Below are 23,581 nucleotides of genomic sequence, written 5' to 3' on the forward strand. Positions count from 1 at the left end.
ATTTCCGACTGCGCGCTACATAAGGAATTGTTTCAGCGAATGTGTGCGAGCACACCCTGAAGTTCATCCAAAGAGTTGTAGCCAATAACCAGTTGCCCTTTACCCTTCTTCCCGTGGCGAATCTGCACCGCAGAGCCCAGCCGCTCGGCCAGGCGCTGTTCCAGGCGGGCAATATCCGGGTCCGGTTTGGAGGGTTCCACAGGCTCCGGTTTGCCACTCAACCACTGGCGAACCAGTGCTTCAGTCTGGCGCACGGTCAGCCCGCGTGCGACAACATGTCGCGCCCCTTCGACCTGTTGATTATCCGGCAAACCGAGCAATGCCCGGGCATGACCCATTTCGAGGTCACCGTGGGACAGCATGGTCTTGATGACTTCCGGCAGCGAAATCAGGCGCAGCAGGTTGGCCACGGTTACCCGGGACTTGCCCACGGCTTCGGCGACTTGTTGCTGGGTCAGCTGGAATTCCGTCTGCAGGCGCTGCAAGGCCACCGCTTCTTCAATCGGATTGAGGTCTTCGCGCTGGATGTTCTCGATCAGCGCAATGGCGATCGCGGTTTCATCCGGTACATCACGCACCATCGCCGGGATGGTTTCCTGGCCAGCTTGCTGGCTGGCACGCCAGCGGCGTTCGCCGGCAATGATTTCGTAGCGACCGCTACCGATCGGCCGCACAACGATCGGCTGCATCACGCCTTGTGCCTTGATCGATTGCGCCAGCTCCTCGAGCGCCTGGGGATCCATATCACGACGCGGCTGGTACTTGCCGCGCTGCAGCAGATCCAGCGGCAGGTGCTGCAACTCTCGCTGATCGGCCTGCACCGCCTGTTCTTCCAGCGCGCTGACACTCGGACCACTCAGCAGTGCATCCAGTCCACGTCCGAGACCTCGTTTCTTGACGGCCATGGGGATTCCTTAAGTTGCCTGAGCAGCGGCGATGCGTGAGTTTTTGCGTTGGCGACGGACCATTTCGCCCGCCAGGGCCAAATAGGCCACGGCACCGCGCGATGATTTGTCGTACGCCAGGGCCGGCATGCCGTAGCTCGGCGCTTCCGCCAGGCGAATGTTGCGCGGAATGACCGTGTCGTACAGCTGATCGCCGAAGTGTTCCTTGAGCTGGGCCGATACATCGTTCATCAGGCTCAGGCGCGGGTCGTACATCGTACGCAACAGGCCTTCAACCTTGAGGTTCGGATTGAGCAGCTCGGCGATGCGCTTGATGTTATCCACAAGGTCGCTCAAGCCTTCGAGTGCGAAGTACTCGCACTGCATGGGGATAATCACCCCGTCGGCGGCTACCAGTGCGTTCAAGGTCAGCATCGAGAGTGACGGCGGGCAGTCGATCAAAATGTAATCGTAGTTTTCGCGGATCGGGGCCAACGCACTGCGCAGGCGGCTCTCCTTCATCTGCATTTCCAGCAGAACCACTTCGGCCGCGGTCAGGTCCCGGTTGGCCGGCAACAGCTGGTAACCGCCGTGCTCGGAGAAATGCATGGCCTGGGCCAGGTCGCATTCCCCGATCAACAGGTCATAGACCGAGTTTTCCAGGCCGTGTTTATCCACACCGCTACCCATGGTGGCGTTGCCCTGTGGATCGAGATCGATCAGCAATACCCGACGCTTGGTTGCGACCAGGGATGCTGCGAGGTTGATACAGGTGGTGGTCTTGCCCACACCACCCTTTTGGTTCGCTATCGCGAATACCTTAGCCATTCTTGCTTGTGTTCCCAATCATGCCGTGCGGCGCAGTATCAGCAGATGGCGTTGGCCTTGGCAACCAGGAACGGCCAGGGCGTGTTCGCTATCGAGGTGGAAGTCTGTCGGCAATGCTACCAGCTCATCGGCGGGATGAACGCCCTTCATTGCCAGCCAGCGTGTATCGGTGTCACCGAGGTGGCGCGTCCAGTTGCTGAAGTTTTCCATGCTGCTGAAGGCCCGGGAGATGATCCCGTTGAAGGGTTGTGCAGGCTGGAACGCTTCGACGCGACTGTGGATAACTTGCAGGTTATCCAGTTTCAGCTCGAGCTTGACCTGTGTCAGGAAGCGGGTTTTCTTGCCGTTGCTGTCCAGGCAGGTCACTTGTGACTCGGGAAAGAGGATGGCCAGGGGAATGCCCGGCATACCGCCACCGCTTCCAACGTCGAGCCAGCGACCGTTTTCGACGAACGACATCACGCTCAGGCTATCGAGCAAATGACGGGACACCATTTCGTCGGGATCGCGGACCGCGGTGAGGTTGTAGGCCTTGTTCCATTTTATCAACAGGGCCAGATAACCCAACAGCTGTGCATGCTGGGTTTCGGTCAGAGCGACACCGAGCTGACGAGCGCCTGTGGATAACTCTTCTGCGTGTTGCGGGGTGACCAACGAACTCAAGCGCTTTGCTCCAACTGACGGCCCGCGCCGCGTTTTTTCAGATGAATCATCAACAGGGAAATGGCTGCCGGTGTCACGCCCGGGATGCGTGACGCCTGACCCAATGTCTCTGGACGGGTCGCGCCGAGCTTGCTCTGGATCTCTTTGGACAGGCCGGAAATGTTTGTGTAATCGATATCCACAGGCAGTTTTGTGTCTTCACTGGCCCGCAGACGGGCGATTTCATCCTGCTGGCGGTCGATGTAACCCGCGTACTTGGTCTTGATTTCGACCTGCTCGGCAACCTGTGGATCTTCTGCGCCCCCACCGGTCACGGCGATCAGACCAGCGTAGTCGATTTCCGGACGGCTCAGCAGATTGAGCAAGTTGTATTCATGGGTCAGTGGCGTGCCGAATTTTTCGGCAATCGCATCGCCCTGTTCGGTGCCCGGCCGTACCCAGGTGCTTTTCAAACGCTGCTCTTCCAGCTCGATGCTTTCGCGTTTTTTGCAGAACGCCGCCCAACGCGCGTCATCGACCAGACCCAATTCGCGGCCTTTTTCGGTCAAGCGCAGGTCAGCGTTGTCTTCACGCAGGATCAGGCGATATTCGGCACGGGAGGTGAACATCCGGTACGGCTCCTGGGTCCCGAGCGTAATCAGGTCATCGACCAATACGCCGATGTAGGCTTCGTCCCGACGCGGGCACCAGGCGTCTTTTCCTTGGGCACGCAGTGCGGCGTTGGTCCCGGCCAGCAAACCCTGGGCGCCAGCTTCTTCGTAACCGGTGGTGCCATTGATTTGCCCGGCAAAAAACAGACCGCCGATGACTTTGGTTTCCAGACTGTACTTCAGGTCACGCGGGTCGAAATAGTCGTATTCGATCGCGTAGCCAGGACGCACGATGTGTGCGTTTTCCATGCCGCGGATCGATTGCACGATCTGCAACTGCACATCGAACGGCAAGGAGGTGGAGATTCCGTTCGGGTACAGCTCGTTTGTCGTCAAGCCTTCCGGTTCGATGAAAACCTGATGGCTTTGCTTGTCGGCAAAACGATGAATCTTGTCTTCGATCGATGGGCAATAACGCGGACCGATGCCTTCGATCTCACCGGCAGCGGAATACATCGGCGAACGGTCGAGGTTCGCGGCAATGATTTCGTGAGTCCGTGCATTGGTGTGGGTTATCCAGCAACTGACCTGTCGCGGATGCTGCTCTTTGGACCCCATGAACGACATCACCGGAATCGGTGTATCGCCTGCTTGCTCGGTCATCACGGAAAAATCCACAGACCGTGCGTCGATACGCGGCGGTGTTCCGGTTTTCAGGCGACCAACACGCAGTGGCAATTCCCGAAGACGCTGAGCCAGCGCAATCGATGGCGGATCACCCGCGCGACCGCCGGAGAAATTCTGCAAACCGATGTGGATAAGTCCACCAAGGAAGGTACCTGTGGTCAAAACCACCGAATCGGCGAGGAAACGCAGGCCCATTTGGGTGACAACACCCCGGACTTGTTCTTGCTCGACGATCAAGTCATCAGCTGCCTGTTGAAATATCCACAGGTTCGGCTGGTTTTCCAGGATTTCGCGTACGGCCGCCTTGTACAGAACCCGGTCCGCCTGAGCACGGGTTGCACGTACGGCTGGGCCTTTGCGGCTATTCAACACGCGAAACTGGATGCCGCCTTTATCGGTAGCAATGGCCATCGCACCGCCGAGGGCGTCGATTTCCTTGACCAGATGGCTTTTGCCGATCCCGCCAATGGCCGGGTTGCAACTCATGGCACCGAGGGTTTCCACGTTATGCGTCAGCAATAGGGTCTTGACCCCCATACGTGCTGAGGCCAGTGCTGCCTCGGTACCGGCATGACCGCCGCCGATGACGATCACTTCAAAACGGGAAGGGAAATCCACCACGCACCTCGTGCCTGCTTAATTAGGTAATTCAGGAATAGTTTGAGCTCAGGTTTTCGGACCTGGTCGACAAGTATAGGGACTTCGCCCTTCCTAAAGAACCCTTTGCACAAAATTTAACCAGCTGTGGAAAAGTGGCGGTTATAGAAATTAAAAAGAGAGAAATTTATTAAATCTTTGTTTTTATGTTTATTTCTACTGACCGACCTTTCTGTGGATAGATTGCTACAGCCCAATAAATACGTTGTGTACAGAGATTCAAAACCCTGTGGTCATGTGCCAATGAGGCCCTTGGATAACCGGTTTAAGCCTGTGGATGAATGGGGTGCTTATCCACAGGGGCGGTTATCTTCAGTTTTGAGGCCCTGTTATCAACTGCCTTTAGCCGCGGTTATTAACAGGGCTTAATCCACAGAAAAGCGTCGATCGAAAGAAAGTCGGGCAAGGAAAAGCCGCTCAAGCAGAAAAATCTGCTCGACACTGGAGGGATGGTTTTGAAAATGGAGGGGGCAGACAGGCCAGGACGGCCTGCCTGTAGATAACAGAAAGACTATTTACCGATGCAGAAGCTGGAAAAAATTCGTCCCAACAGGTCATCGGAGCTGAATGCACCGGTGATTTCTCCCAGCGACTGTTGAGCCTGGCGCAAATCCTCGGCAAGTAATTCTCCGGCACCCGCCAGGGTCAATTGCGCGCGGCCGTGCTCAAGGGATGCACTGGCATGACGCAATGCTTCCAGGTGGCGCCTGCGAGCACTGAAGCTGCTTTCCGAGGTTTGTTCATAGCCCATGCAAGCCTTCAGGTGGTCGCGCAGCAACTCCAGGCCAACACCTGCAGACTTGGCGCTGAGGCTAATGGTGACGTGCCCGTCATCGCTGACTTCCAAGGCCATGGCTTCGCCTGTAAGGTCGGCTTTGTTGCGGATCAACGTGACTTTCGCCGGATCTGGGCGGGTTTCGAGGAACTCAGGCCATAGTGCGAATGGATCGAGCGCTTCCGGCGCGGTTGCATCGACGACGAGCAGCACCCGATCGGCCTCGCCGATGGCTTTCAATGCCCGCTCAACACCAATTTTTTCCACATGGTCGTCGGTATCGCGCAACCCGGCGGTATCCACCACGTGCAGCGGCATGCCATCGATGTGGATATGTTCGCGAAGGACGTCCCGCGTGGTGCCGGCGATCTCGGTGACGATGGCCGCTTCACGGCCGGCCAGCGCATTGAGCAGGCTGGACTTACCCGCATTCGGACGACCGGCGATGACCACGGTCATGCCGTCGCGCAGCAAGGCGCCCTGTCCGGCCTCCCGCATCACGGTGGATAACTCATCGCGCACCTTGTCGAGCATGCCCAGTACGTGACCGTCGGCCAGGAAGTCGATTTCCTCTTCCGGAAAGTCGATCGCCGCTTCGACATAAATACGCAACCCGATGAGTTGCTCCGTAAGGTTATGCACACGAGCCGAAAAGGCGCCTTGCAGGGAGCGCAATGCGTTGCGGGCCGCCTGAGCAGAACTGGCTTCGATCAGGTCGGCGATGGCTTCGGCCTGGGCCAGGTCGAGCTTGTCGTTCAGGAACGCACGTTCGCTGAATTCTCCCGGTCGGGCCAGACGACAGCCAAGTTCAAGACAGCGTTGAAGCAGCATATCCAGAACAACCGGGCCTCCGTGCCCCTGTAACTCCAACACATCTTCGCCAGTGAAAGAGTTCGGTCCGGGAAAATACAACGCGATGCCCTGATCGAGCACTTCGTCGTTTTCACCGAGGAACGGGCCGTAGTGAGCGAATCGCGGCTTGAGCACACGACCGCTAAAGGCCTCGGCCGCAACGCTGGCCAACGGCCCGGAAATACGAACGATGCCTACACCACCCCGACCTTGAGCGGTGGCGACGGCGGCAATGGTTTCACGAGGAGCGCTCATAAACCGGTATCCAGACAAAAGTGACAGATAGCAAAACGCCCCACTAGGGGGCGTTTTGAGTGGTTACCCACAGTGTAAGTCAGGCAGTCGCTTTGGCAGCTGCTTCGATCTTACGAGTGATGTACCACTGTTGGGCGATCGACAGGCAGTTGTTCACTACCCAGTACAGCACCAGACCGGCCGGGAACCACAGGAAGAAGAAGGTGAAGATGATTGGCATCAGCTTCATCACCTTGGCCTGCATCGGATCCGGTGGAGTCGGGTTCAACTGCTGCTGGATGAACATGGTTGCACCCATGATGATCGGCAGAATGAAGAACGGATCCTTGATCGACAGATCGGTAATCCACAGCATGAACGGCGCTTGGCGCATTTCAACGCTTTCCAGCAGAACCCAGTACAGCGAAAGGAATACCGGCATCTGCACGAGGATTGGCAAGCAACCACCCAGCGGATTGATCTTCTCTTTCTTGTACAGCTCCATCATGGCTTGCGACATTTTCTGCCGGTCATCGCCATGTTGCTCTTTCAGTGCAGCCAGTTTCGGCGCTACTGCACGCATGCGCGCCATGGATTTGTAGCTGGCGGCCGACAGAGGGAAGAAGATCCCCTTGATCAGCATGGTCAGGAAGATGATCGACCAGCCCCAGTTACCCACAATCGCGTGGATGTGTTGCAGCAACCAGAAGATCGGTTGTGCGATGAACCACAGGATGCCGTAGTCGACGGTCAGTTCCAGACCTGGGGACAACTCTTTCAGGACAGCCTGGCTTTTCGGCCCGGCGTACAGGACAGCGCTGGTTTCAGCCTTGGCACCCGGTGCAACGGTCAAAGATGGACCGGTGTAACCGATGATGTAGTTGCCTTTGCTGTCTTTACGGGTCTGAACGACGTTGTTTTCGCCCTTCGCCGGAATCCACGCGGTCACGAAGTAGTGTTGCAACCAGGCAACCCAGCCTCCGGTAACGGTTTCTTTAAGCGCAGCCTTGTCCATGTCCTTCATGGACACTTTCTTGTACGGTTCCGAACTTGTCCACAGGGCAGCGCCCAGGTAAGTCGCGGTACCAGTGGCGGTGCTGGAAGACGGATCGGAGCTGGCATCGCGCTTCAATTGCGCGAACATTGCACCCGACCAGGGCTGTGCGCTCTGGTTGTCGATCAGGTAGGAAACGGTTACGTCATACAGGCCGCGTTTCAGGGTGAAACGCTTGATGTAGTTGACGCCGTCCTTGCTGAATTTCAGATCCACGACCAGTTGGTTCTGGCCATCAGCCAGTTGATAAACCTTCTTCTCCGCCGAGTAAACCGGACGACCAGCAGGACTTGCATCCGGGCCGTTGCTGCCAATCAGGCCACTTTGCGCCAGATATGTCCGCTCGTTGCCGTTGTCGAACAGCTGGAATGGAATTTCCGGATGGTCCTGGCGACGTGGATACAGCGGCAATCTCAGTTGTGCGACATCACCACCTTGTGGATCGATGGCCAGATCGAGCACATCCGTTTTGATCTGGATGAGGTCGGTACTTGCAGCAACCGGAGTTTCGGCAGGTGCGCTGGTATCGTTTGCGGCGTGTGGAATGTCGTCACTGACGGACGCTTTATTGCCAGTGGCCGTATCCGGGAGGCCCGGTGCGGTCGTACTGGAAGCAACATTCTGAGTCGGCAAGGCAGCTTGGCCATAGTCCTGGTTCCATTTAAGAACCATAACGTAGGACACGATTGCCAGGGCGACGATCAGGATCGTGCGTTTGATATCCATGATTACTCGGCCATCGAAGAAGAACGGGAGGTAGGGATAGATGGAACCGGGTCATAACCACCGGGATTCCACGGATGACAGCGACCTAAACGACGAAAGGTCAGCCAGCCACCGCGCAGAAGGCCATGATTTTCAATGGCTTCTAACGCGTAGCAGGAACAACTGGGGTAGAAACGACAGTGACTGGCCATTAGGGGACTAATGGCGTAGCGATAAAACTGGATCGGAACGAGTGCCAGTTTACGCATCTGGACTGTCTACCCCTACAGTTTCGGTTTTGACTGCTGGTACCGGCGTGCTGCGTGCCAGACGCTTCCAGAGTTTGCCGAAATGCTGAATCAATTCGGGGTTTTCTACGTCACCCAAACCTTTGCGCGCGACGATAACGATGTCCCAGCCGACCAGCAAATCCTGGTTCAGGCGAAACGATTCGCGCATCAGACGTTTGAGGCGATTGCGCTCGACGGAGAGCTTTACGCTCTTTTTCCCGATAACCAGCCCGAGACGGGGGTGATCAAGATCGTTGTTGCGCGCAAGGAGCAGGAGATTTTTCCCCGGTACCTTGCCGGTAGGGGAGTCAAAGACTGCCTTGAAATGCCGGGGAGTAAGCAGACGCTTTTCCCGACTGAAGTCCTGACTCACCTCCAGTGCCGGCTTATCAAACTGCCAGACGCGCACGACCTTTGGCGCGACGACGCGACAGAACGGCACGGCCGTTCTTGGTAGCCATGCGAGCACGGAAACCGTGGGTACGAGCGCGTTTGATAGTGCTTGGTTGGAAAGTACGTTTCATTGTCGTGTTACCTGGTTCGTCCACAACGGGCCGGAATGGCCCCCGTTTTAAGAGACCGGGGATTCTAGAGAAAGCAAGCCTCTAGGTCAATTTCCAACCAACGTTTCCTTATAAATAGATCTCCAGAGGTTTTGTTCGGCCCTGATCCTTCGACAAACATAAAAATAAAGAAGGAAAGTATTTAAAGCTTTTCTGTAAAGCTTATAAAGGCTAGGGTCGCCCTCATCTGTGGATAACTGGCCTCAGCCCTTGTTGTACAAGCTGTACAGAGAATGACAACTACAGTGGAAAACCGTGTTCAGCCTGTGCTGCGCTGTCGGAAAACCTGTGTGTGAAAGGCAGTCTTATCCACAGCCAGGTTATCCACCGAGTTTCGCCCCCACTTGTGCAATGAGCTTAGAGGGGGTTATCCACAGACCTTATGCACAGACCATTGGTCGTCTTTTTGCCGTATAGAACCGTGATTCTTCTCGGTGCACGACTCACCTACGTGTGGATAAGTCGGCGTCTGGCCGTTACAATGGCCGCTTGTTTTTGCCTCACCGGCTTTCAACTTAGGGGATCTCCGTGTCAGTGGAACTTTGGCAGCAGTGCGTGGAGCTTTTGCGCGATGAGCTGCCTGCCCAACAATTCAACACTTGGATCCGTCCACTACAGGTCGAAGCCGAAGGCGACGAGTTGCGTGTCTATGCACCCAATCGTTTCGTCCTGGACTGGGTCAACGAGAAATACCTGAGTCGCGTCCTCGAGTTGCTCGACGAGCACGGCAACGGTATGGCGCCTGCGCTTTCCTTATTAATAGGCAGCAAACGCAGTTCTGCTCCGCGCGCTGCGCCGAATGCACCACTGGCCGCAGCGGCGGCCTCCCAGGTTCAGGCTGCTGCCGCGCCTGCGGCTGTGCCACCTCCTGCACCATCGAACAAGCGTTCGACGCCCAAGCCCGCTGAAGTCAGCGAGCAAGAACCTTCGCGTGACAGCTTCGACCCCATGGCCGGCGCCAGTTCGCAACAGGCTCCGGTTCGCGCCGAGCAACGTACCGTCCAGGTGGAAGGCGCGCTCAAGCACACCAGCTACCTGAACCGCACCTTTACCTTCGAGAACTTTGTCGAGGGTAAGTCCAACCAACTGGCCCGGGCCGCAGCCTGGCAAGTGGCGGACAACCCCAAGCACGGTTACAACCCGTTGTTCCTTTATGGTGGTGTAGGCTTGGGTAAAACCCACTTGATGCACGCTGTGGGTAACCACCTATTAAAGAAGAATCCGAACGCCAAGGTCGTGTACCTGCATTCCGAGCGCTTCGTGGCCGACATGGTCAAGGCTCTGCAGTTGAACGCGATCAACGAATTCAAGCGCTTCTACCGTTCGGTGGATGCATTGCTCATCGATGACATTCAATTCTTCGCCCGCAAGGAACGTTCCCAGGAAGAGTTTTTCCACACCTTCAACGCTCTGCTTGAAGGTGGCCAGCAGGTCATTCTTACCAGTGACCGCTACCCGAAAGAAATTGAAGGCCTTGAAGAACGCCTGAAGTCTCGCTTCGGCTGGGGCCTCACGGTGGCTGTGGAGCCGCCGGAACTGGAAACCCGTGTCGCGATCCTGATGAAGAAAGCCGACCAGGCCAAAGTCGATCTGCCCCACGATGCAGCGTTCTTCATTGCCCAACGCATTCGCTCCAACGTCCGTGAACTGGAAGGCGCGCTCAAACGCGTGATCGCCCATTCGCACTTCATGGGTCGCGATATCACCATTGAGCTGATTCGCGAGTCCCTGAAGGATTTGTTGGCGCTGCAAGACAAACTGGTCTCTGTGGATAACATTCAGCGCACCGTCGCCGAGTACTACAAGATCAAGATCTCGGATTTGCTGTCCAAACGTCGTTCACGTTCGGTTGCCCGCCCACGTCAGGTCGCCATGGCGTTGTCCAAGGAACTGACCAACCACAGCTTGCCGGAAATCGGTGATGTGTTTGGTGGGCGTGACCACACGACTGTTTTGCACGCCTGCCGAAAGATCAACGAACTTAAGGAATCCGACGCGGACATCCGCGAGGACTACAAGAACCTGCTGCGTACACTGACCACTTGATGAACACCAGCGCAGCTTTTAAGGCAAGGGACTAGACCATGCATTTCACCATTCAACGCGAAGCCCTGTTGAAACCCCTGCAACTGGTCGCAGGCGTCGTCGAGCGCCGACAGACCTTGCCGGTGCTCTCCAACGTGCTGCTGGTTGTCGAAGGCCAGCAATTGTCGCTGACCGGTACCGACCTTGAAGTCGAGCTGGTTGGTCGAGTGCAGCTCGAAGAGCCTGCTGAAACAGGTTCCATCACCGTGCCTGCACGTAAACTGATGGATATCTGCAAAAGCCTGCCGAACGACGCGCTGATCGACATCAAGGTCGATGAACAGAAGCTGGTAGTGAAGGCCGGCCGGAGCCGCTTCACCCTCTCGACCTTGCCAGCCAACGATTTCCCTACCGTGGAAGAAGGTCCGGGTTCGCTGACGTGCAGCCTGGAACAATCCAAACTGCGTCGCCTGATCGAGCGCACCAGCTTCGCCATGGCCCAGCAGGACGTACGGTACTACCTCAACGGCATGCTGCTGGAAGTCTCGGCAGGCGTTATTCGCGCCGTGGCCACCGACGGTCACCGCTTGGCGATGTGTTCGATGCAGGCTGATATCGGCCAACCGGACCGCCATCAGGTGATTGTGCCGCGCAAGGGTATCCTTGAACTGGCACGTTTGCTGACCGAGCCGGACGGTATCGTCAGCATCGTCCTGGGTCAGCACCACATTCGCGCAACCACCGGTGAGTTCACCTTCACCTCGAAACTGGTAGACGGCAAATTCCCGGACTACGAGCGTGTTCTGCCAAAAGGCGGGGACAAGCTGGTGTTGGGTGATCGTCAGGCGCTGCGCGAGGCATTCAGCCGCACCGCGATCCTGTCCAACGAAAAATACCGCGGCATCCGCCTGCAACTGGCTCCTGGTCAGCTGAAGATCCAGGCGAACAACCCGGAGCAGGAGGAAGCGGAAGAAGAAGTTGGCGTGGAGTACAACGGCGGCTCCCTGGAAATCGGCTTCAACGTCAGCTACTTGCTCGACGTACTGGGCGTGATGACCACCGAGCAGGTCCGCCTGATCCTGTCCGACTCCAACAGCAGTGCGCTGGTACAAGAGTCTGACAACGACGACTCGGCCTACGTCGTCATGCCGATGCGTCTGTAATCATGTTCAGCAGAAGCTAGATGTCCTTAAGTCGCGTCTCGGTCACCGCGGTGCGCAATCTGCATCCGGTGACCTTCTCCCCCTCCCCCCGAATCAATATTCTTTACGGCGCCAACGGCAGCGGCAAAACCAGTGTCCTGGAAGCCATTCATCTGCTGGGGCTCGCGCGTTCGTTTCGCAGCACCCGCCTGTTACCTGTCATTCAATACGAACAATTGGCGTGCACGGTATTCGGCCAGGTCGAACTCGCCGAAGGCGGACACAGCGCCTTGGGCATTTCGCGGGACCGCCAGGGGGAGTTCCAGATCCGGATCGACGGGCAGAACGCGCGTAGCGCGGCGCAACTGGCCGAGATCCTGCCGCTGCAGTTGATCAACCCGGACAGCTTCCGCTTGCTGGAGGGGGCGCCGAAGATTCGCCGACAGTTCCTCGACTGGGGCGTGTTCCACGTGGAACCTCGTTTCATGTCTACCTGGCAACGCCTGCAGAAGGCCCTGCGCCAGAGAAACTCTTGGCTGCGGCATGGTACACTTGACGCCGTTTCGCAAGCGGTTTGGGACAGGGAACTGTGCCAGGCCAGCGCTGAAATAGATGAATACCGCCGCGCCTATATCAAAGCCTTGAAACCGGTGTTTGAACAGACCTTGAGCGAACTGGTTGAGCTTGAGGGCCTAACGCTCAGCTATTACCGGGGCTGGGACAAAGACCGTGAACTGAGCGCTGTGCTCGCCGGATCCCTTCAGCGGGATCAGCAGATGGGGCATACCCAGGCAGGACCGCAACGAGCTGATTTGCGCCTCAGATTGGGCGCTCACAATGCCGCGGACATCCTGTCCCGAGGACAGCAAAAGTTGGTGGTCTGCGCATTGCGGATTGCCCAAGGTCACCTGGTCAGCCAGGCCCGACGCGGTCAGTGTATTTATCTGGTGGATGACTTGCCGTCCGAACTGGACGAGCAGCATCGCCGTGCGCTTTGCCGCTTGCTGGAAGACTTACGCTGCCAGGTGTTTATCACCTGTGTAGACCACGAATTATTGAGGGAAGGCTGGCAGACGGAAACGCCAGTCGCCCTGTTCCACGTGGAACAGGGCCGTATCACCCAGACCCACGACCATCGGGAGTGAAGGCATTGAGCGAAGAAAATACGTACGACTCAACGAGCATTAAAGTGCTGAAAGGCCTGGATGCCGTACGCAAACGTCCCGGTATGTACATTGGTGACACCGACGATGGCAGCGGTCTGCACCACATGGTGTTCGAGGTGGTCGATAACTCGATCGACGAAGCGCTCGCCGGCCACTGCGACGACATCAGCATCATCATTCACCCGGATGAATCCATCACCGTCAAAGACAACGGTCGTGGCATCCCGGTAGACGTGCACAAGGAAGAAGGCGTTTCGGCAGCCGAGGTCATCATGACCGTGCTGCACGCCGGCGGTAAGTTCGATGACAACTCCTACAAGGTATCCGGCGGCCTGCACGGTGTAGGCGTGTCGGTAGTGAACGCCCTGTCTGAAGAGCTCGTCCTCACCGTTCGCCGCAGCGGCAAGATCTGGGAACAGACCTACGTCCATGGTGTTCCGCAGGAACCGATGAAGATCGTTGGTGACAGCGAAACCACCGGCACCCAGATCCACTTCAAGGCTTCCAGCGAAACCTTCAAGAACATCCACTTCAGCTGGGACATCCTGGCCAAGCGGATTCGTGAACTGTCCTTCCTCAACTCCGGTGTCGGCATCGTCCTCAAGGATGAGCGCAGCGGCAAGGAAGAACTGTTCAAGTACGAAGGCGGCTTGCGCGCGTTCGTTGAATACCTGAACACCAACAAGACCCCGGTCAACCAGGTGTTCCATTTCAACATCCAGCGCGAAGACGGCATCGGCGTGGAAATCGCCCTGCAGTGGAACGACAGTTTCAACGAGAACCTGTTGTGCTTCACCAACAACATTCCGCAGCGCGATGGCGGTACTCACCTGGTGGGTTTCCGTTCCGCCCTGACGCGTAACCTCAACACGTATATCGAAGCCGAAGGCCTGGCGAAGAAGCACAAGGTCGCGACCACCGGTGACGATGCCCGTGAAGGCCTGACTGCGATCATTTCGGTAAAAGTGCCGGATCCGAAGTTCAGCTCCCAGACCAAGGACAAGCTGGTCTCTTCCGAAGTGAAGACCGCGGTCGAACAGGAAATGGGCAAGTACTTCTCCGACTTCCTGCTGGAAAACCCGAACGAAGCCAAGCTGGTTGTCGGTAAGATGATCGACGCGGCACGTGCTCGTGAAGCGGCGCGCAAGGCCCGTGAGATGACCCGCCGTAAAGGCGCGCTGGACATTGCCGGCCTGCCGGGCAAACTGGCTGACTGCCAGGAAAAGGACCCTGCCCTCTCCGAACTGTACCTCGTGGAAGGTGACTCTGCTGGCGGCTCCGCCAAGCAGGGACGCAACCGCAAGACCCAGGCGATCCTCCCGCTCAAGGGTAAGATCCTGAACGTCGAGAAGGCACGTTTTGACAAGATGATCTCGTCCCAGGAAGTGGGCACCTTGATCACCGCGCTCGGCTGCGGCATCGGTCGCGAAGAGTACAACATCGACAAGTTGCGTTATCACAACATCATCATCATGACCGATGCTGACGTCGACGGTTCGCACATTCGTACCCTGCTTCTGACGTTCTTCTTCCGTCAGCTCCCAGAGTTGATCGAGCGCGGCTACATCTATATCGCCCAGCCACCGCTGTACAAGGTCAAGAAAGGCAAGCAAGAGCAATACATCAAAGACGACGACGCCATGGAAGAGTACATGACGCAGTCGGCCCTGGAAGATGCGAGCCTGCACCTGAATGAAGAGGCACCGGGCATCTCCGGCGAAGCCCTTGAGCGCCTGGTGAATGACTTCCGCCTGGTGATGAAGACCCTCAAGCGTCTGTCGCGCCTGTACCCACAGGAACTGACCGAGCACTTCATCTACCTGCCGGCCGTGAGCCTGGAGCAACTGTCCGATCACGCAGCGATGCAGGATTGGCTGGCCCAGTATGAAGTGCGTCTGCGCACCGTCGAGAAGTCTGGCCTGGTCTACAAGGCCAGCCTGCGTGAAGACCGTGAGCGTAATGTCTGGCTGCCAGAGGTCGAGCTGATCTCCCACGGTCTGTCGAACTACGTCACGTTCAACCGCGACTTCTTCGGCAGCAACGACTACAAGACCGTCGTATCCCTGGGCGCTCAGTTGAGCACTCTGCTCGACGATGGAGCATACATCCAGCGTGGCGAACGTAAGAAAGCGGTCACCGAGTTCAAGGAAGCCCTGGAATGGTTGATGGGTGAAAGCACCAAGCGCCACACCATTCAGCGATACAAAGGACTGGGTGAAATGAACCCGGACCAGCTCTGGGAAACCACCATGGACCCAAGCGTTCGCCGGATGCTGAAAGTAACCATCGAGGACGCCATTGGCGCGGACCAGATCTTCAACACCCTGATGGGTGATGCGGTCGAGCCTCGCCGTGACTTCATCGAAAGCAACGCCCTGGCGGTTTCCAACCTGGACTTCTGATCCCGGTTCAATCGCCAAATAAAAAAGGCCAACGTCGAGCGTTGGCCTTTTTTGTGGTAAAAAATAAATCCTCTGCGAGTGTGAAACACCCACATTACAGGCATAAAAAAACCGGCTATATCAGCCGGTTTTTTTGCGCCCAAAAAAAACTTATGCACGTTTTTCGGTTTTTTTATGGTTTAAGAAATATCTATATAAATCATCAAGTTAGAATCAAAAAACAGCACTTTTCTCACAAACGGTACACAGGTTATCCACAGAACCTCAGACAACCACCTGATCGTTGGCAGCAGGGGCTTGTGGAGCCGGTGGCAGAGAGCCCATTTCCCGCTGCATCTGCTCGTTCCAGGCTTGAACCCGATCGTTCAAATCGGCGATGGCGCGTGGTCCGCTTCCTTCGGCATACATCGGCGCGCCGATGATCACGGTGATGACACCCTGCTTCTTCGCCCAACCGTTTTTTGGCCAGAACTTGCCAGCGTTATGTGCAATCGGCAGCACCGGTAGCTCGGCATTTACGGCCAACGCCGTACCGCCTCGCGAGAATTTGCCGATGGTGCCGTAGGGAACGCGCGTGCCTTCGGGGAAAATCAGCACCCAGACGTTATCCTTGAGCAATTCATCGCCTTTCTTGGCGACGTGCTTGAGTGCCGCTTTCGGGTTGTCCCGATCGATGGCGATCGGGCGCAGCATGGCCATGGCCCAGCCGAAAAAAGGCACGTAGAGCAGTTCGCGCTTGAGGACCTGGCTCAAGGGCTCGAAATAGGCCGAGAGAAAGAAAGTCTCCCAGGTGCTCTGGTGGTTCGACTGAATCACGCAGGGCTGTGCCGGAACATTTTCGGCACCCTTCACTTCGTAGCGAATGCCCAGGAACACCTTGCTCAGCCACAAGGCGCAGCGGCACCAATACACGTTGATGAACCGATAGCGCGCCTTGAACGGCAGAAAGGGCGCGATAAAAAAACTCAGGCTGCACCACAGCAGGGAACTGGTGCCCAGCAGCAGGTAAAAGAGAAATGTTCTGATGGCCTGCAGTATCGACATGGCGACGTTTACCGTTACGGGCACTGCCCGACTGTTCAAGCGCACTCCCGATCTGTCGAAAGCGCTCTAATTGTGGATAAGTTCTGCGGCAATCGCCGCCAGATCGTCGAAAATCAAAGTGCCTGACGGTAGGGTCTTGCCCAAAGTCTTTTCGCCTTTCCCGGTCTTAACTAAAACTGGCTGAGAATCGACGGCTTTGGCGGCTTCCAGGTCACCGAGACTATCGCCGACAAACCATAGATCAGTCAGCGATACGTTGTAATGTGCGGCGATGCTTTTCAACATCCCGGGTTTGGGTTTGCGGCAATCGCAGCCGTCGTCCGGCCCGTGCGGGCAGTAGACGATCAGGCCGACTTCACCACCCTGCTCCGCCACCAGTGAGCGCAAGCGCTCGTGCATGGCGTCGAGGGTGGCGAGATCGTAATAGCCGCGAGCGATGCCCGACTGGTTGGTGGCAACCGCCACCGTCCAGCCAGCCTTGCTCAACTGCGCGATGGCTTCGATCGAACCGGGGAGTGGAATCCACTCCTCCACCGACTTGATGTAAGCGTCGGAGTCGTAATTGATCACCCCGTCCCGATCGAGAATCAGCAGTTTCAAACAGTCTTACCCCAGCAACGAAATATCGGCGACGCCGAGGAACAAGCCACGCAGGCGCGCCAGCAGTGCATAACGGTTGGCGCGCACATTGGCGTCTTCCGCATTGACCATCACCGCTTCGAAGAACGCATCCACCGGCTCGCGCAATGCAGCCAGGCGAGCCAGCGATTCACTGTACTGACGTGCCGCGGCCATAGGCTGGACAGCCTGGTCAGCCTGCTGGATCGCCGAGTACAGGGAGAACTCGTTGGCATTGTCGAAGTACTTGGCTTCCACCACGGTCGGTACCGAGCCTTCGACCTTGCTCAGCAAGTTCGATACGCGCTTGTTCACCGCCGCCAGGGCCGCCGCTTCCGGCAACTTGCGGAAAGCCTGCACCGCTTGCACGCGCTGGTCGAAGTCCAGGGCCGAACCCGGGTTCAAGGCACGAACCGACAGGTAGGTGGCCACATCGACGCCTTCATCCTCATAACGGGCACGCAGACGGTCGAAGATGAATTCCAGTACCGCATCGTTGAGGCCGGCAGCTTTGACCTTGGCACCGAACGCATTCACGGCGAACGCCACGGCGTCGTTCAGGTCCAGATCCAGTTGTTTCTCGATCAGGATACGCAGCACGCCCAGGGCGGCACGGCGCAGGGCGTAGGGGTCTTTGCTACCGGTTGGCAGCATGCCGATCCCGAAAATCCCCACGAGGGTGTCGAGCTTGTCGGCGATGGCCACGGCCGCACCGGTCAGGGTGGCAGGCAATTCGGCACCGGCACCGCGCGGCATGTATTGCTCGTTCAGGGCCAGGGCGACATCTTCCGGCTCGCCGTCATTGAGGGCGTAGTAGTAGCCGGCGACACCTTGCATCTCCGGGAACTCGCCGACCATTTCGGTGGCCAGGTCGCATTTCGACAGCAAGCCTGCGCGAGCGGCCCACGAAGCGTTGCCGCCGATGCGCGCAGCGATGTAGGCGGCGAGCTTGGAAACGCGCTCGGCTTTGTCGTAGACGCTGCCGAGTTTTTCCTGGAACACCACGTTCTGCAGACGCTGGTTGAATTCTTCGAGCTTCTGCTTCTTGTCTTGTTTGAAGAAGAACTCGGCGTCGGTCAGGCGTGGGCGAACCACTTTTTCGTTACCGGCGATGATCTGCTGCGGGTCTTTGCTTTCGATGTTGGCCACGGTAATGAAACGTGGCAGCAACTTGCCTTCAGCATCCAGCAGGCAGAAGTACTTCTGGTTGTCCTGCATGGTGGTGATCAGCGCTTCTTGTGGCACGTCGAGGAAACGTTCCTCGAACGAGCACACCAGCGGCACCGGCCATTCGACCAGCGCGGTCACTTCATCGAGCAGCGCTGGCGGAACGATCGCCGTGCCTTCCTGGCGGGTGGCCAGCTCTTCGGTGCGCTTGCTGATGATGTCGCGACGCTCGTTGGCGTCGGCCAGCACGTAAGCGGCACGCAGGTCGGCCAGGTAGCTGGACGGCGAACCGATGCGCACGCTTTCTGGATGGTGGAAGCGGTGACCACGGGAGTCGCGGCCAGACTTCTGGGCAAGGATGGTGCAATCGATGACCTGGTCGCCGAGCAGCATCACCAGCCATTGAGTCGGACGCACGAATTCTTCCTTGCGGGCACCCCAACGCATGCGTTTCGGGATCGGCAGGTCGTTCAGCGAATCTTCGACAATGGTCGGCAGCAGGCTCGCGGTCGGCTTGCCAGCAATGCTCTGGCTATAACGCAGTTTCGGACCGCTCTGATCGATTTCGCTCAGGTCGACCCCGCATTTCTTGGCAAAGCCCAGTGCCGCTTGAGTCGGGTTGCCTTCGGCGTCGAACGCGGCCTGGCGTGGCGGGCCATCGAGGTTGATGCTGCGATCCGGCTGCTGGGTGGCCAGCGAGGTGATCAGCACCGCCAGACGGCGCGGCGCGGCATATACGGTTTTGGTCTCGTAGTTCAGGCCTGCAGCTTGCAGGCCCTTGTCGATACCGGCAAGGAATGCCTCGGCCAGGGTGTTCAGGGCCTTGGGTGGCAGTTCTTCAGTGCCCAATTCAACCAGAAAATCCAGAGCACTCATTGTGCAGCCTCCAGCTTGGCCAGTACTTCGTCACGCAGGTCCGGGGTCGCCATCGGGAAGCCCAGCTTGGCGCGAGCCAGCAGGTAGGCTTGCGCAACGGAACGCGCCAGGGTGCGAACACGCAGGATGTATTGCTGACGCGCGGTCACGGAAATCGCCCGGCGCGCATCCAGCAGGTTGAAGGTGTGGGACGCCTTCAACACCATTTCGTAGCTCGGCAACGGCAGCGGCTGGTCGAGTTCGATCAGGCGCTTGGCTTCGCTTTCGTAGAAATCGAACAATTCGAACAGCTTCTCGACGTTGGCGTGTTCGAAGTTGTAGGTCGACTGCTCCACTTCGTTCTGGTGGAACACGTCGCCGTAGGTCACTTTGCCGAACGGACCGTCAGCCCAGACCAGGTCGTAGACCGAATCCACGCCTTGCAGGTACATGGCCAGGCGCTCGAGGCCGTAAGTGATCTCGCCGGTTACCGGGTAGCATTCGATGCCGCCCGCTTGCTGGAAGTAGGTGAACTGGGTCACTTCCATGCCGTTGAGCCAGACTTCCCAGCCCAGACCCCAGGCGCCGAGGGTCGGCGATTCCCAGTTGTCTTCGACGAACCGAATGTCATGCACCAATGGGTCCAGGCCCACGTGCTTGAGGGAGCCCAGGTACAGTTCCTGGAAGTTGTCCGGGTTCGGCTTGAGCACCACCTGGAACTGGTAGTAGTGCTGCAGACGGTTCGGGTTTTCGCCGTAGCGGCCGTCAGTCGGGCGACGACTTGGCTGTACATAAGCGGCGTTCCAGGTTTCCGGGCCAATGGCGCGCAGGAATGTAGCGGTGTGGAAAGTGCCGGCGCCTACTTCCATATCGTAGGGCTGAAGTACCACACAACCTTGCTCGGCCCAGTATTGCTGGAGGGCGAGGATCAAGTCTTGGAAGGTACGCACGGCTGGCGTAGGCTGGCTCACGAAATTCACCTGTTTCTTGGGCTGCGATTTAAAGAGCGGGAGTATACCCGATTCGTTGCTGCGCACGCCCCCTGGAGCCCTATGCCACGCTGCTTTTGGTGTACCGAAGATCCGCTGTACATGGCCTATCACGATCAGGAGTGGGGCACGCCGCTACGCGATGCGCAGGCATTGTTCGAGTTGCTTTTGCTCGAAGGGTTCCAGGCCGGCCTTTCCTGGATCACCGTGCTGCGCAAGCGCGAGCATTATCGCCGGGTGATGTACGGCTTCGACGTCCAGCGCGTGGCGCAGATGAGCGACGCGGAAATCGATGAACTGATGCTCGACCCGGGGATCATCCGCAATCGCCTCAAGCTTAACGCGGCCCGACGCAATGCCCAGGCCTGGATGGCACTGGAGGATCCGGTGGCGTTTCTCTGGTCCTTTGTCGGCGGTGTGCCGAAGATCAATCATTTCAAGGATCGCAGCGAAGTGCCGGCGATCACACCCGAGGCAGTGGAGATGAGCAAAGGCTTGAAAAAGGCCGGGTTCACCTTCGTTGGCCCGACCATTTGCTACGCACTGATGCAGGCATCGGGCATGGTCATGGACCACACCCGCGATTGCGATCGCTACGCGATGCTGGTCAACGGCGGTTAGAATGGCCGCCTCGCGCACAGCACAAGATCAGGAGTGACCTGTGGATAAGTTGAAAGGCGCCTTGCTGGTAGGCGCTCTGCGGCTGTTTGCCCTGCTTCCGTGGCGGGCCGTTCAAGCCGTGGGCTCGGCGATAGGCTGGGTCATGTGGAAAACCCCGAACCGTTCCCGCGATGTGGTGCGGATCAATTTGTCCAAGTGCTTTCCCGACATGGACCCCGCCGAGCGTGAGCACCTGGTGGGCCAGAGCTTGCGGGACATTGGCAAGTCCCTGACTGAAAGCGCCTGTGCCTGGATCTGGCCGGCCCAGCGCTCCATCGACCTGGTCCGCGAGGTGGAAGGCCTCGACGTATTGAAAGACGCCCTCGCCTCCGGCAAAGGCGTGGTGGGTATTACCAGTCACCTGGGCAACTGGGAAGTGCTCAACCACTTCTACTGCAGCCAGTGCAAACCGATCATTTTCTATCGCCCGCCAAAATTGAAGGCGGTGGATGAGTTGCTGCAAAAGCAACGGGTTCAACTGGGCAACAAGGTGGCCGCTTCCACCAAGGAAGGCATCCTCAGCGTGATCAAGGAAGTGCGCAGAGGGGGTGCGGTGGGTATTCCAGCCGACCCGGAACCGGCCGAATCCGCGGGGATCTTCGTGCCGTTCTTCGCCGTACAGGCGCTGACCAGCAAGTTTGTGCCGAACATGCTCGCCGGTGGCAAAGCGGTGGGCGTGTTCCTGCATGCGTTGCGGTTGCCGGACGGTTCGGGCTACAAGGTGATCCTGGAAGCCGCGCCCGAGGCCATGTACAGCACCGATACCGCCACTTCTTGCGCAGCCATGAGCCAGGTCGTCGAGCGCTATGTGAGGGCGTATCCGAGCCAGTACATGTGGAGCATGAAGCGCTTCAAGAAGCGTCCTGCGGGTGAAGAACGCTGGTACTGAACCGGATGGCTTGCGCTATCTGCAGTCAGTGCGCCTGACGGTCGAGTTTCTTCAGAAACACTGTCATTTCTTTTTCGGCCTGTTTGTCGCCGTGGTTTCGGGCGGCTTCCAGGCCTTTCTCCCAGGCTTGTCGCGCAGCCGCGACATCCGCCAGCGCCAGATGAGCCTTGCCTAACAGCTTCCAGGCGGCCGAGTACTTCGGATCGATCTCAACGCAACGCTGGAAATGCTCGACGGCCTTGGCGTTTTCCCCGAGATCCAGGTAACCCTTGCCCAGGCCGAAGCGCAGCAATGAGTTATCCACACCCTTGGCGAGCATTTTTTCCAGGGATTCGATCATGGAATAAACTCCGAATAGGTGTCGTTTTCGATATCGCCTTCGCCGGCATGCCGGCTCCTACAGGTTATGCGCGATCCTCTGTAGGAGCTGGCTTGCCAGCGAAGGCGTCCTAAAGGTTCAGAAGAAGCTCAACCCGACGTGGAACAGCTTTTCCACATCGCGAATATGCTTTTTATCCACAAGGAACAGGATCACATGGTCACCGGCGGCGATCACGGTGTCATCGTGCGCGATAATGACCTCTTCATCGCGAATAATCGCACCAATCGTCGTGCCCGGTGGCAAGCCGATGTTTTCGATGGCCTTGCCGATCACCTTGCTCGATTTCGCGTCGCCGTGGGCAATGGCCTCGATGGCTTCCGCAGCGCCGCGGCGCAGTGAGTGCACGCTGACGATATCGCCGCGCCGCACGTGTGCCAGCAAGGTGCCGATGGTTGCCAGTTGCGGGCTGATGGCGATGTCGATGTCGCCGCCCTGGATCAGGTCGACGTAGGCCGGGTTATTGATGATGGTCATCACCTTCTTCGCCCCCAGGCGCTTGGCCAGCAGCGACGACATGATGTTGGCCTCGTCGTCGTTGGTCAGGGCCAGGAAGATGTCCGCGTCGGCGATGTTCTCTTCCAGCAGCAGGTCACGGTCCGAGGCGCTGCCCTGCAACACCACGGTGCTGTCGAGGGTGTCCGAGAGATGCCGGCAGCGTGCCGGGTTCATCTCGATGATCTTCACTTGGTAACGGCTTTCAATGGCTTCGGCCAGGCGTTCGCCGATTTGCCCGCCACCGGCGATGACGATGCGCTTGTAGGTCTCGTCGAGACGGCGCATTTCACTCATGACCGCGCGAATATTCGCCCGGGCGGCGATGAAAAATACTTCGTCATCCGCTTCGATCACCGTATCGCCCTGGGGCAGGATCGGTCGGTCGCGACGGAAAATGGCGGCCACGCGGGTTTCGACATTCGGCATGTGTTCACGCAGCTGGCGCAGTTGCTGACCCACCAGCGGCCCGCCGTAATAGGCCCGCACCGCAACCAACTGCGCCTTGCCCTCGGCGAAGTCGATCACCTGCAAGGCGCCCGGATGCTGGATCAGGCGCTTGATGTAGTTGGTGACCACTTGCTCGGGGCTGATCAGCACATCCACCGGGATCGCTTCGTTGTCGAACAATTCGTTGCGGGTCAGGTACGCCGCTTCACGCACGCGGGCGATCTTGGTCGGTGTATGAAACAGGGTATGGGCAACCTGGCAGGCCACCATATTGGTTTCATCGCTGCTGGTCACGGCGACCAGCATGTCGGCATCATCGGCGCCAGCCTGGCGCAGAATACTGGGCAGCGAACCGCGGCCTTGTACCGTACGGATATCCAGCCGGTCGCCGAGGTCACGCAAGCGTTCGCCATCGGTGTCGACCACGGTAATGTCATTCGCTTCGCTTGCCAGGTGCTCCGCCAGCGAACCGCCGACCTGCCCCGCTCCGAGGATGATGATTTTCATCCAGTCACTCC

General features: G+C 57.9%; 21 protein-coding genes. 6 read left to right on the plus strand and 15 right to left on the minus strand.

The features are described 5' to 3' along the window. Window positions 1-32: 32 nt before the first annotated feature. From QLG10_RS01005 to rpmH, 9 genes are all read right to left on the minus strand, one after another. On the minus strand, window positions 33-905 hold the full coding sequence (locus QLG10_RS01005) for a ParB/RepB/Spo0J family partition protein (protein WP_008064607.1): 873 nt from the start codon (window positions 903-905) through the stop codon (window positions 33-35). A gap of 9 nt (window positions 906-914) precedes the next feature. Next, window positions 915-1,712 carry a ParA family protein gene (locus QLG10_RS01010; RefSeq protein ID WP_008064610.1) on the minus strand — a complete coding sequence of 266 codons (798 nt, stop codon included), beginning with the start codon at window positions 1,710-1,712 and terminating at the stop codon, window positions 915-917. Window positions 1,713-1,730: 18 nt separating this feature from the next. Continuing rightward, window positions 1,731-2,375, minus strand: a complete 645-nt coding sequence (gene rsmG / locus QLG10_RS01015; RefSeq protein WP_008064612.1) for a 16S rRNA (guanine(527)-N(7))-methyltransferase RsmG — start codon at window positions 2,373-2,375, stop codon at window positions 1,731-1,733. Continuing rightward, entirely contained in the window at window positions 2,372-4,270 is a 1,899-nt protein-coding gene (gene mnmG, locus QLG10_RS01020; RefSeq protein WP_110748358.1) for a tRNA uridine-5-carboxymethylaminomethyl(34) synthesis enzyme MnmG, read from the minus strand. Before mnmG ends, rsmG begins: the two co-directional genes overlap by 4 nt. A 550-nt stretch (window positions 4,271-4,820) precedes the next feature. Continuing rightward, on the minus strand, window positions 4,821-6,191 hold the full coding sequence (gene mnmE / locus QLG10_RS01025; RefSeq protein WP_110748361.1) for a tRNA uridine-5-carboxymethylaminomethyl(34) synthesis GTPase MnmE: 1,371 nt from the start codon (window positions 6,189-6,191) through the stop codon (window positions 4,821-4,823). A gap of 79 nt (window positions 6,192-6,270) precedes the next feature. Further along, on the minus strand, window positions 6,271-7,950 hold the full coding sequence (gene yidC / locus QLG10_RS01030) for a membrane protein insertase YidC (protein ID WP_110748363.1): 1,680 nt from the start codon (window positions 7,948-7,950) through the stop codon (window positions 6,271-6,273). Between the two features lie 2 nt (window positions 7,951-7,952). Further along, on the minus strand, window positions 7,953-8,198 hold the full coding sequence (gene yidD / locus QLG10_RS01035) for a membrane protein insertion efficiency factor YidD (protein ID WP_080725322.1): 246 nt from the start codon (window positions 8,196-8,198) through the stop codon (window positions 7,953-7,955). After that, window positions 8,191-8,592 carry a ribonuclease P protein component gene (gene rnpA / locus QLG10_RS01040; protein WP_197677877.1) on the minus strand — a complete coding sequence of 134 codons (402 nt, stop codon included), beginning with the start codon at window positions 8,590-8,592 and terminating at the stop codon, window positions 8,191-8,193. The genes yidD and rnpA overlap by 8 nt, the downstream gene beginning before the upstream one ends. 16 nt (window positions 8,593-8,608) lie before the next feature. After that, entirely contained in the window at window positions 8,609-8,743 is a 135-nt protein-coding gene (gene rpmH / locus QLG10_RS01045) for a 50S ribosomal protein L34 (RefSeq protein WP_003213577.1), read from the minus strand. A gap of 567 nt (window positions 8,744-9,310) precedes the next feature. On the opposite strand from rpmH, the gene dnaA reads away from it, so the two are divergent. Genes dnaA through gyrB form a run of 4 tightly spaced genes read left to right on the plus strand, consistent with a single transcriptional unit; the run spans window position 9,311 to window position 15,517 of the window. After that, window positions 9,311-10,828: a chromosomal replication initiator protein DnaA gene (dnaA, locus tag QLG10_RS01050; protein ID WP_033041071.1), complete on the plus strand. Its 1,518-nt coding sequence runs from the start codon at window positions 9,311-9,313 to the stop codon at window positions 10,826-10,828. 38 nt (window positions 10,829-10,866) lie between these two features. Then, window positions 10,867-11,970, plus strand: a complete 1,104-nt coding sequence (dnaN, locus tag QLG10_RS01055; protein ID WP_020797992.1) for a DNA polymerase III subunit beta — start codon at window positions 10,867-10,869, stop codon at window positions 11,968-11,970. A 20-nt stretch (window positions 11,971-11,990) separates the two neighbouring features. After that, on the plus strand, window positions 11,991-13,094 hold the full coding sequence (gene recF, locus QLG10_RS01060) for a DNA replication/repair protein RecF (RefSeq protein WP_008064628.1): 1,104 nt from the start codon (window positions 11,991-11,993) through the stop codon (window positions 13,092-13,094). Between the two features lie 5 nt (window positions 13,095-13,099). After that, window positions 13,100-15,517 carry a DNA topoisomerase (ATP-hydrolyzing) subunit B gene (gyrB, locus tag QLG10_RS01065; protein WP_282485279.1) on the plus strand — a complete coding sequence of 806 codons (2,418 nt, stop codon included), beginning with the start codon at window positions 13,100-13,102 and terminating at the stop codon, window positions 15,515-15,517. A gap of 264 nt (window positions 15,518-15,781) precedes the next feature. On the opposite strand, the gene QLG10_RS01070 is transcribed toward gyrB, so the two are convergent. The 4 genes from QLG10_RS01070 to glyQ all read right to left on the minus strand — a co-directional run bounded on the left by QLG10_RS01070 (window position 15,782) and on the right by glyQ (window position 20,172). Further along, window positions 15,782-16,561 (minus strand): lysophospholipid acyltransferase family protein, encoded by a 780-nt coding sequence (locus QLG10_RS01070; RefSeq protein ID WP_110748366.1) that lies wholly within the window; start codon window positions 16,559-16,561, stop codon window positions 15,782-15,784. A 66-nt stretch (window positions 16,562-16,627) separates the two neighbouring features. Next, entirely contained in the window at window positions 16,628-17,161 is a 534-nt protein-coding gene (gene gmhB / locus QLG10_RS01075; protein ID WP_110748369.1) for a D-glycero-beta-D-manno-heptose 1,7-bisphosphate 7-phosphatase, read from the minus strand. A 6-nt stretch (window positions 17,162-17,167) separates the two neighbouring features. Continuing rightward, window positions 17,168-19,222, minus strand: coding sequence for a glycine--tRNA ligase subunit beta (glyS, locus tag QLG10_RS01080; RefSeq protein WP_110748371.1), 2,055 nt, complete (start codon window positions 19,220-19,222; stop codon window positions 17,168-17,170). Next, entirely contained in the window at window positions 19,219-20,172 is a 954-nt protein-coding gene (glyQ, locus tag QLG10_RS01085; RefSeq protein ID WP_003213601.1) for a glycine--tRNA ligase subunit alpha, read from the minus strand. Before glyQ ends, glyS begins: the two co-directional genes overlap by 4 nt. An 81-nt stretch (window positions 20,173-20,253) precedes the next feature. On the opposite strand from glyQ, the gene tag reads away from it, so the two are divergent. Together tag and QLG10_RS01095 are read left to right on the plus strand one after the other, a co-directional pair. Continuing rightward, window positions 20,254-20,811: a DNA-3-methyladenine glycosylase I gene (gene tag / locus QLG10_RS01090; protein WP_033045429.1), complete on the plus strand. Its 558-nt coding sequence runs from the start codon at window positions 20,254-20,256 to the stop codon at window positions 20,809-20,811. Window positions 20,812-20,851: 40 nt separating this feature from the next. Continuing rightward, window positions 20,852-21,739, plus strand: a complete 888-nt coding sequence (locus QLG10_RS01095) for a lysophospholipid acyltransferase (protein ID WP_110748374.1) — start codon at window positions 20,852-20,854, stop codon at window positions 21,737-21,739. Window positions 21,740-21,764: 25 nt separating this feature from the next. Here QLG10_RS01095 and QLG10_RS01100 read toward each other — a convergent pair whose 3' ends face one another. After that, complete coding sequence (locus QLG10_RS01100) at window positions 21,765-22,079, minus strand: tetratricopeptide repeat protein (RefSeq protein WP_020797999.1); 315 nt, start codon at window positions 22,077-22,079, stop codon at window positions 21,765-21,767. Between the two features lie 117 nt (window positions 22,080-22,196). Beyond that, window positions 22,197-23,570: a Trk system potassium transporter TrkA gene (gene trkA / locus QLG10_RS01105; RefSeq protein ID WP_020798000.1), complete on the minus strand. Its 1,374-nt coding sequence runs from the start codon at window positions 23,568-23,570 to the stop codon at window positions 22,197-22,199. Window positions 23,571-23,581 lie beyond the last annotated feature (11 nt).

The organism is Pseudomonas sp. V98_8 (assembly GCF_029967975.1).
Taxonomy (GTDB): domain Bacteria; phylum Pseudomonadota; class Gammaproteobacteria; order Pseudomonadales; family Pseudomonadaceae; genus Aquipseudomonas; species Aquipseudomonas umsongensis.

Coding starts and splice junctions, on each gene's coding strand:
- QLG10_RS01005 (WP_008064607.1), bottom strand. CDS start 905: ATGGCCGTCAAGAAACGAGGTCTCGGACGTGGACTGGATGCACTGCTG.
- QLG10_RS01010 (WP_008064610.1), bottom strand. CDS start 1,712: ATGGCTAAGGTATTCGCGATAGCGAACCAAAAGGGTGGTGTGGGCAAG.
- mnmE (WP_110748361.1), bottom strand. CDS start 6,191: ATGAGCGCTCCTCGTGAAACCATTGCCGCCGTCGCCACCGCTCAAGGT.
- yidC (WP_110748363.1), bottom strand. CDS start 7,950: ATGGATATCAAACGCACGATCCTGATCGTCGCCCTGGCAATCGTGTCC.
- yidD (WP_080725322.1), bottom strand. CDS start 8,198: ATGCGTAAACTGGCACTCGTTCCGATCCAGTTTTATCGCTACGCCATT.
- rpmH (WP_003213577.1), bottom strand. CDS start 8,743: ATGAAACGTACTTTCCAACCAAGCACTATCAAACGCGCTCGTACCCAC.
- dnaN (WP_020797992.1), top strand. CDS start 10,867: ATGCATTTCACCATTCAACGCGAAGCCCTGTTGAAACCCCTGCAACTG.
- recF (WP_008064628.1), top strand. CDS start 11,991: ATGTCCTTAAGTCGCGTCTCGGTCACCGCGGTGCGCAATCTGCATCCG.
- QLG10_RS01070 (WP_110748366.1), bottom strand. CDS start 16,561: ATGTCGATACTGCAGGCCATCAGAACATTTCTCTTTTACCTGCTGCTG.
- glyS (WP_110748371.1), bottom strand. CDS start 19,222: ATGAGTGCTCTGGATTTTCTGGTTGAATTGGGCACTGAAGAACTGCCA.
- tag (WP_033045429.1), top strand. CDS start 20,254: ATGCCACGCTGCTTTTGGTGTACCGAAGATCCGCTGTACATGGCCTAT.
- QLG10_RS01100 (WP_020797999.1), bottom strand. CDS start 22,079: ATGATCGAATCCCTGGAAAAAATGCTCGCCAAGGGTGTGGATAACTCA.
- trkA (WP_020798000.1), bottom strand. CDS start 23,570: ATGAAAATCATCATCCTCGGAGCGGGGCAGGTCGGCGGTTCGCTGGCG.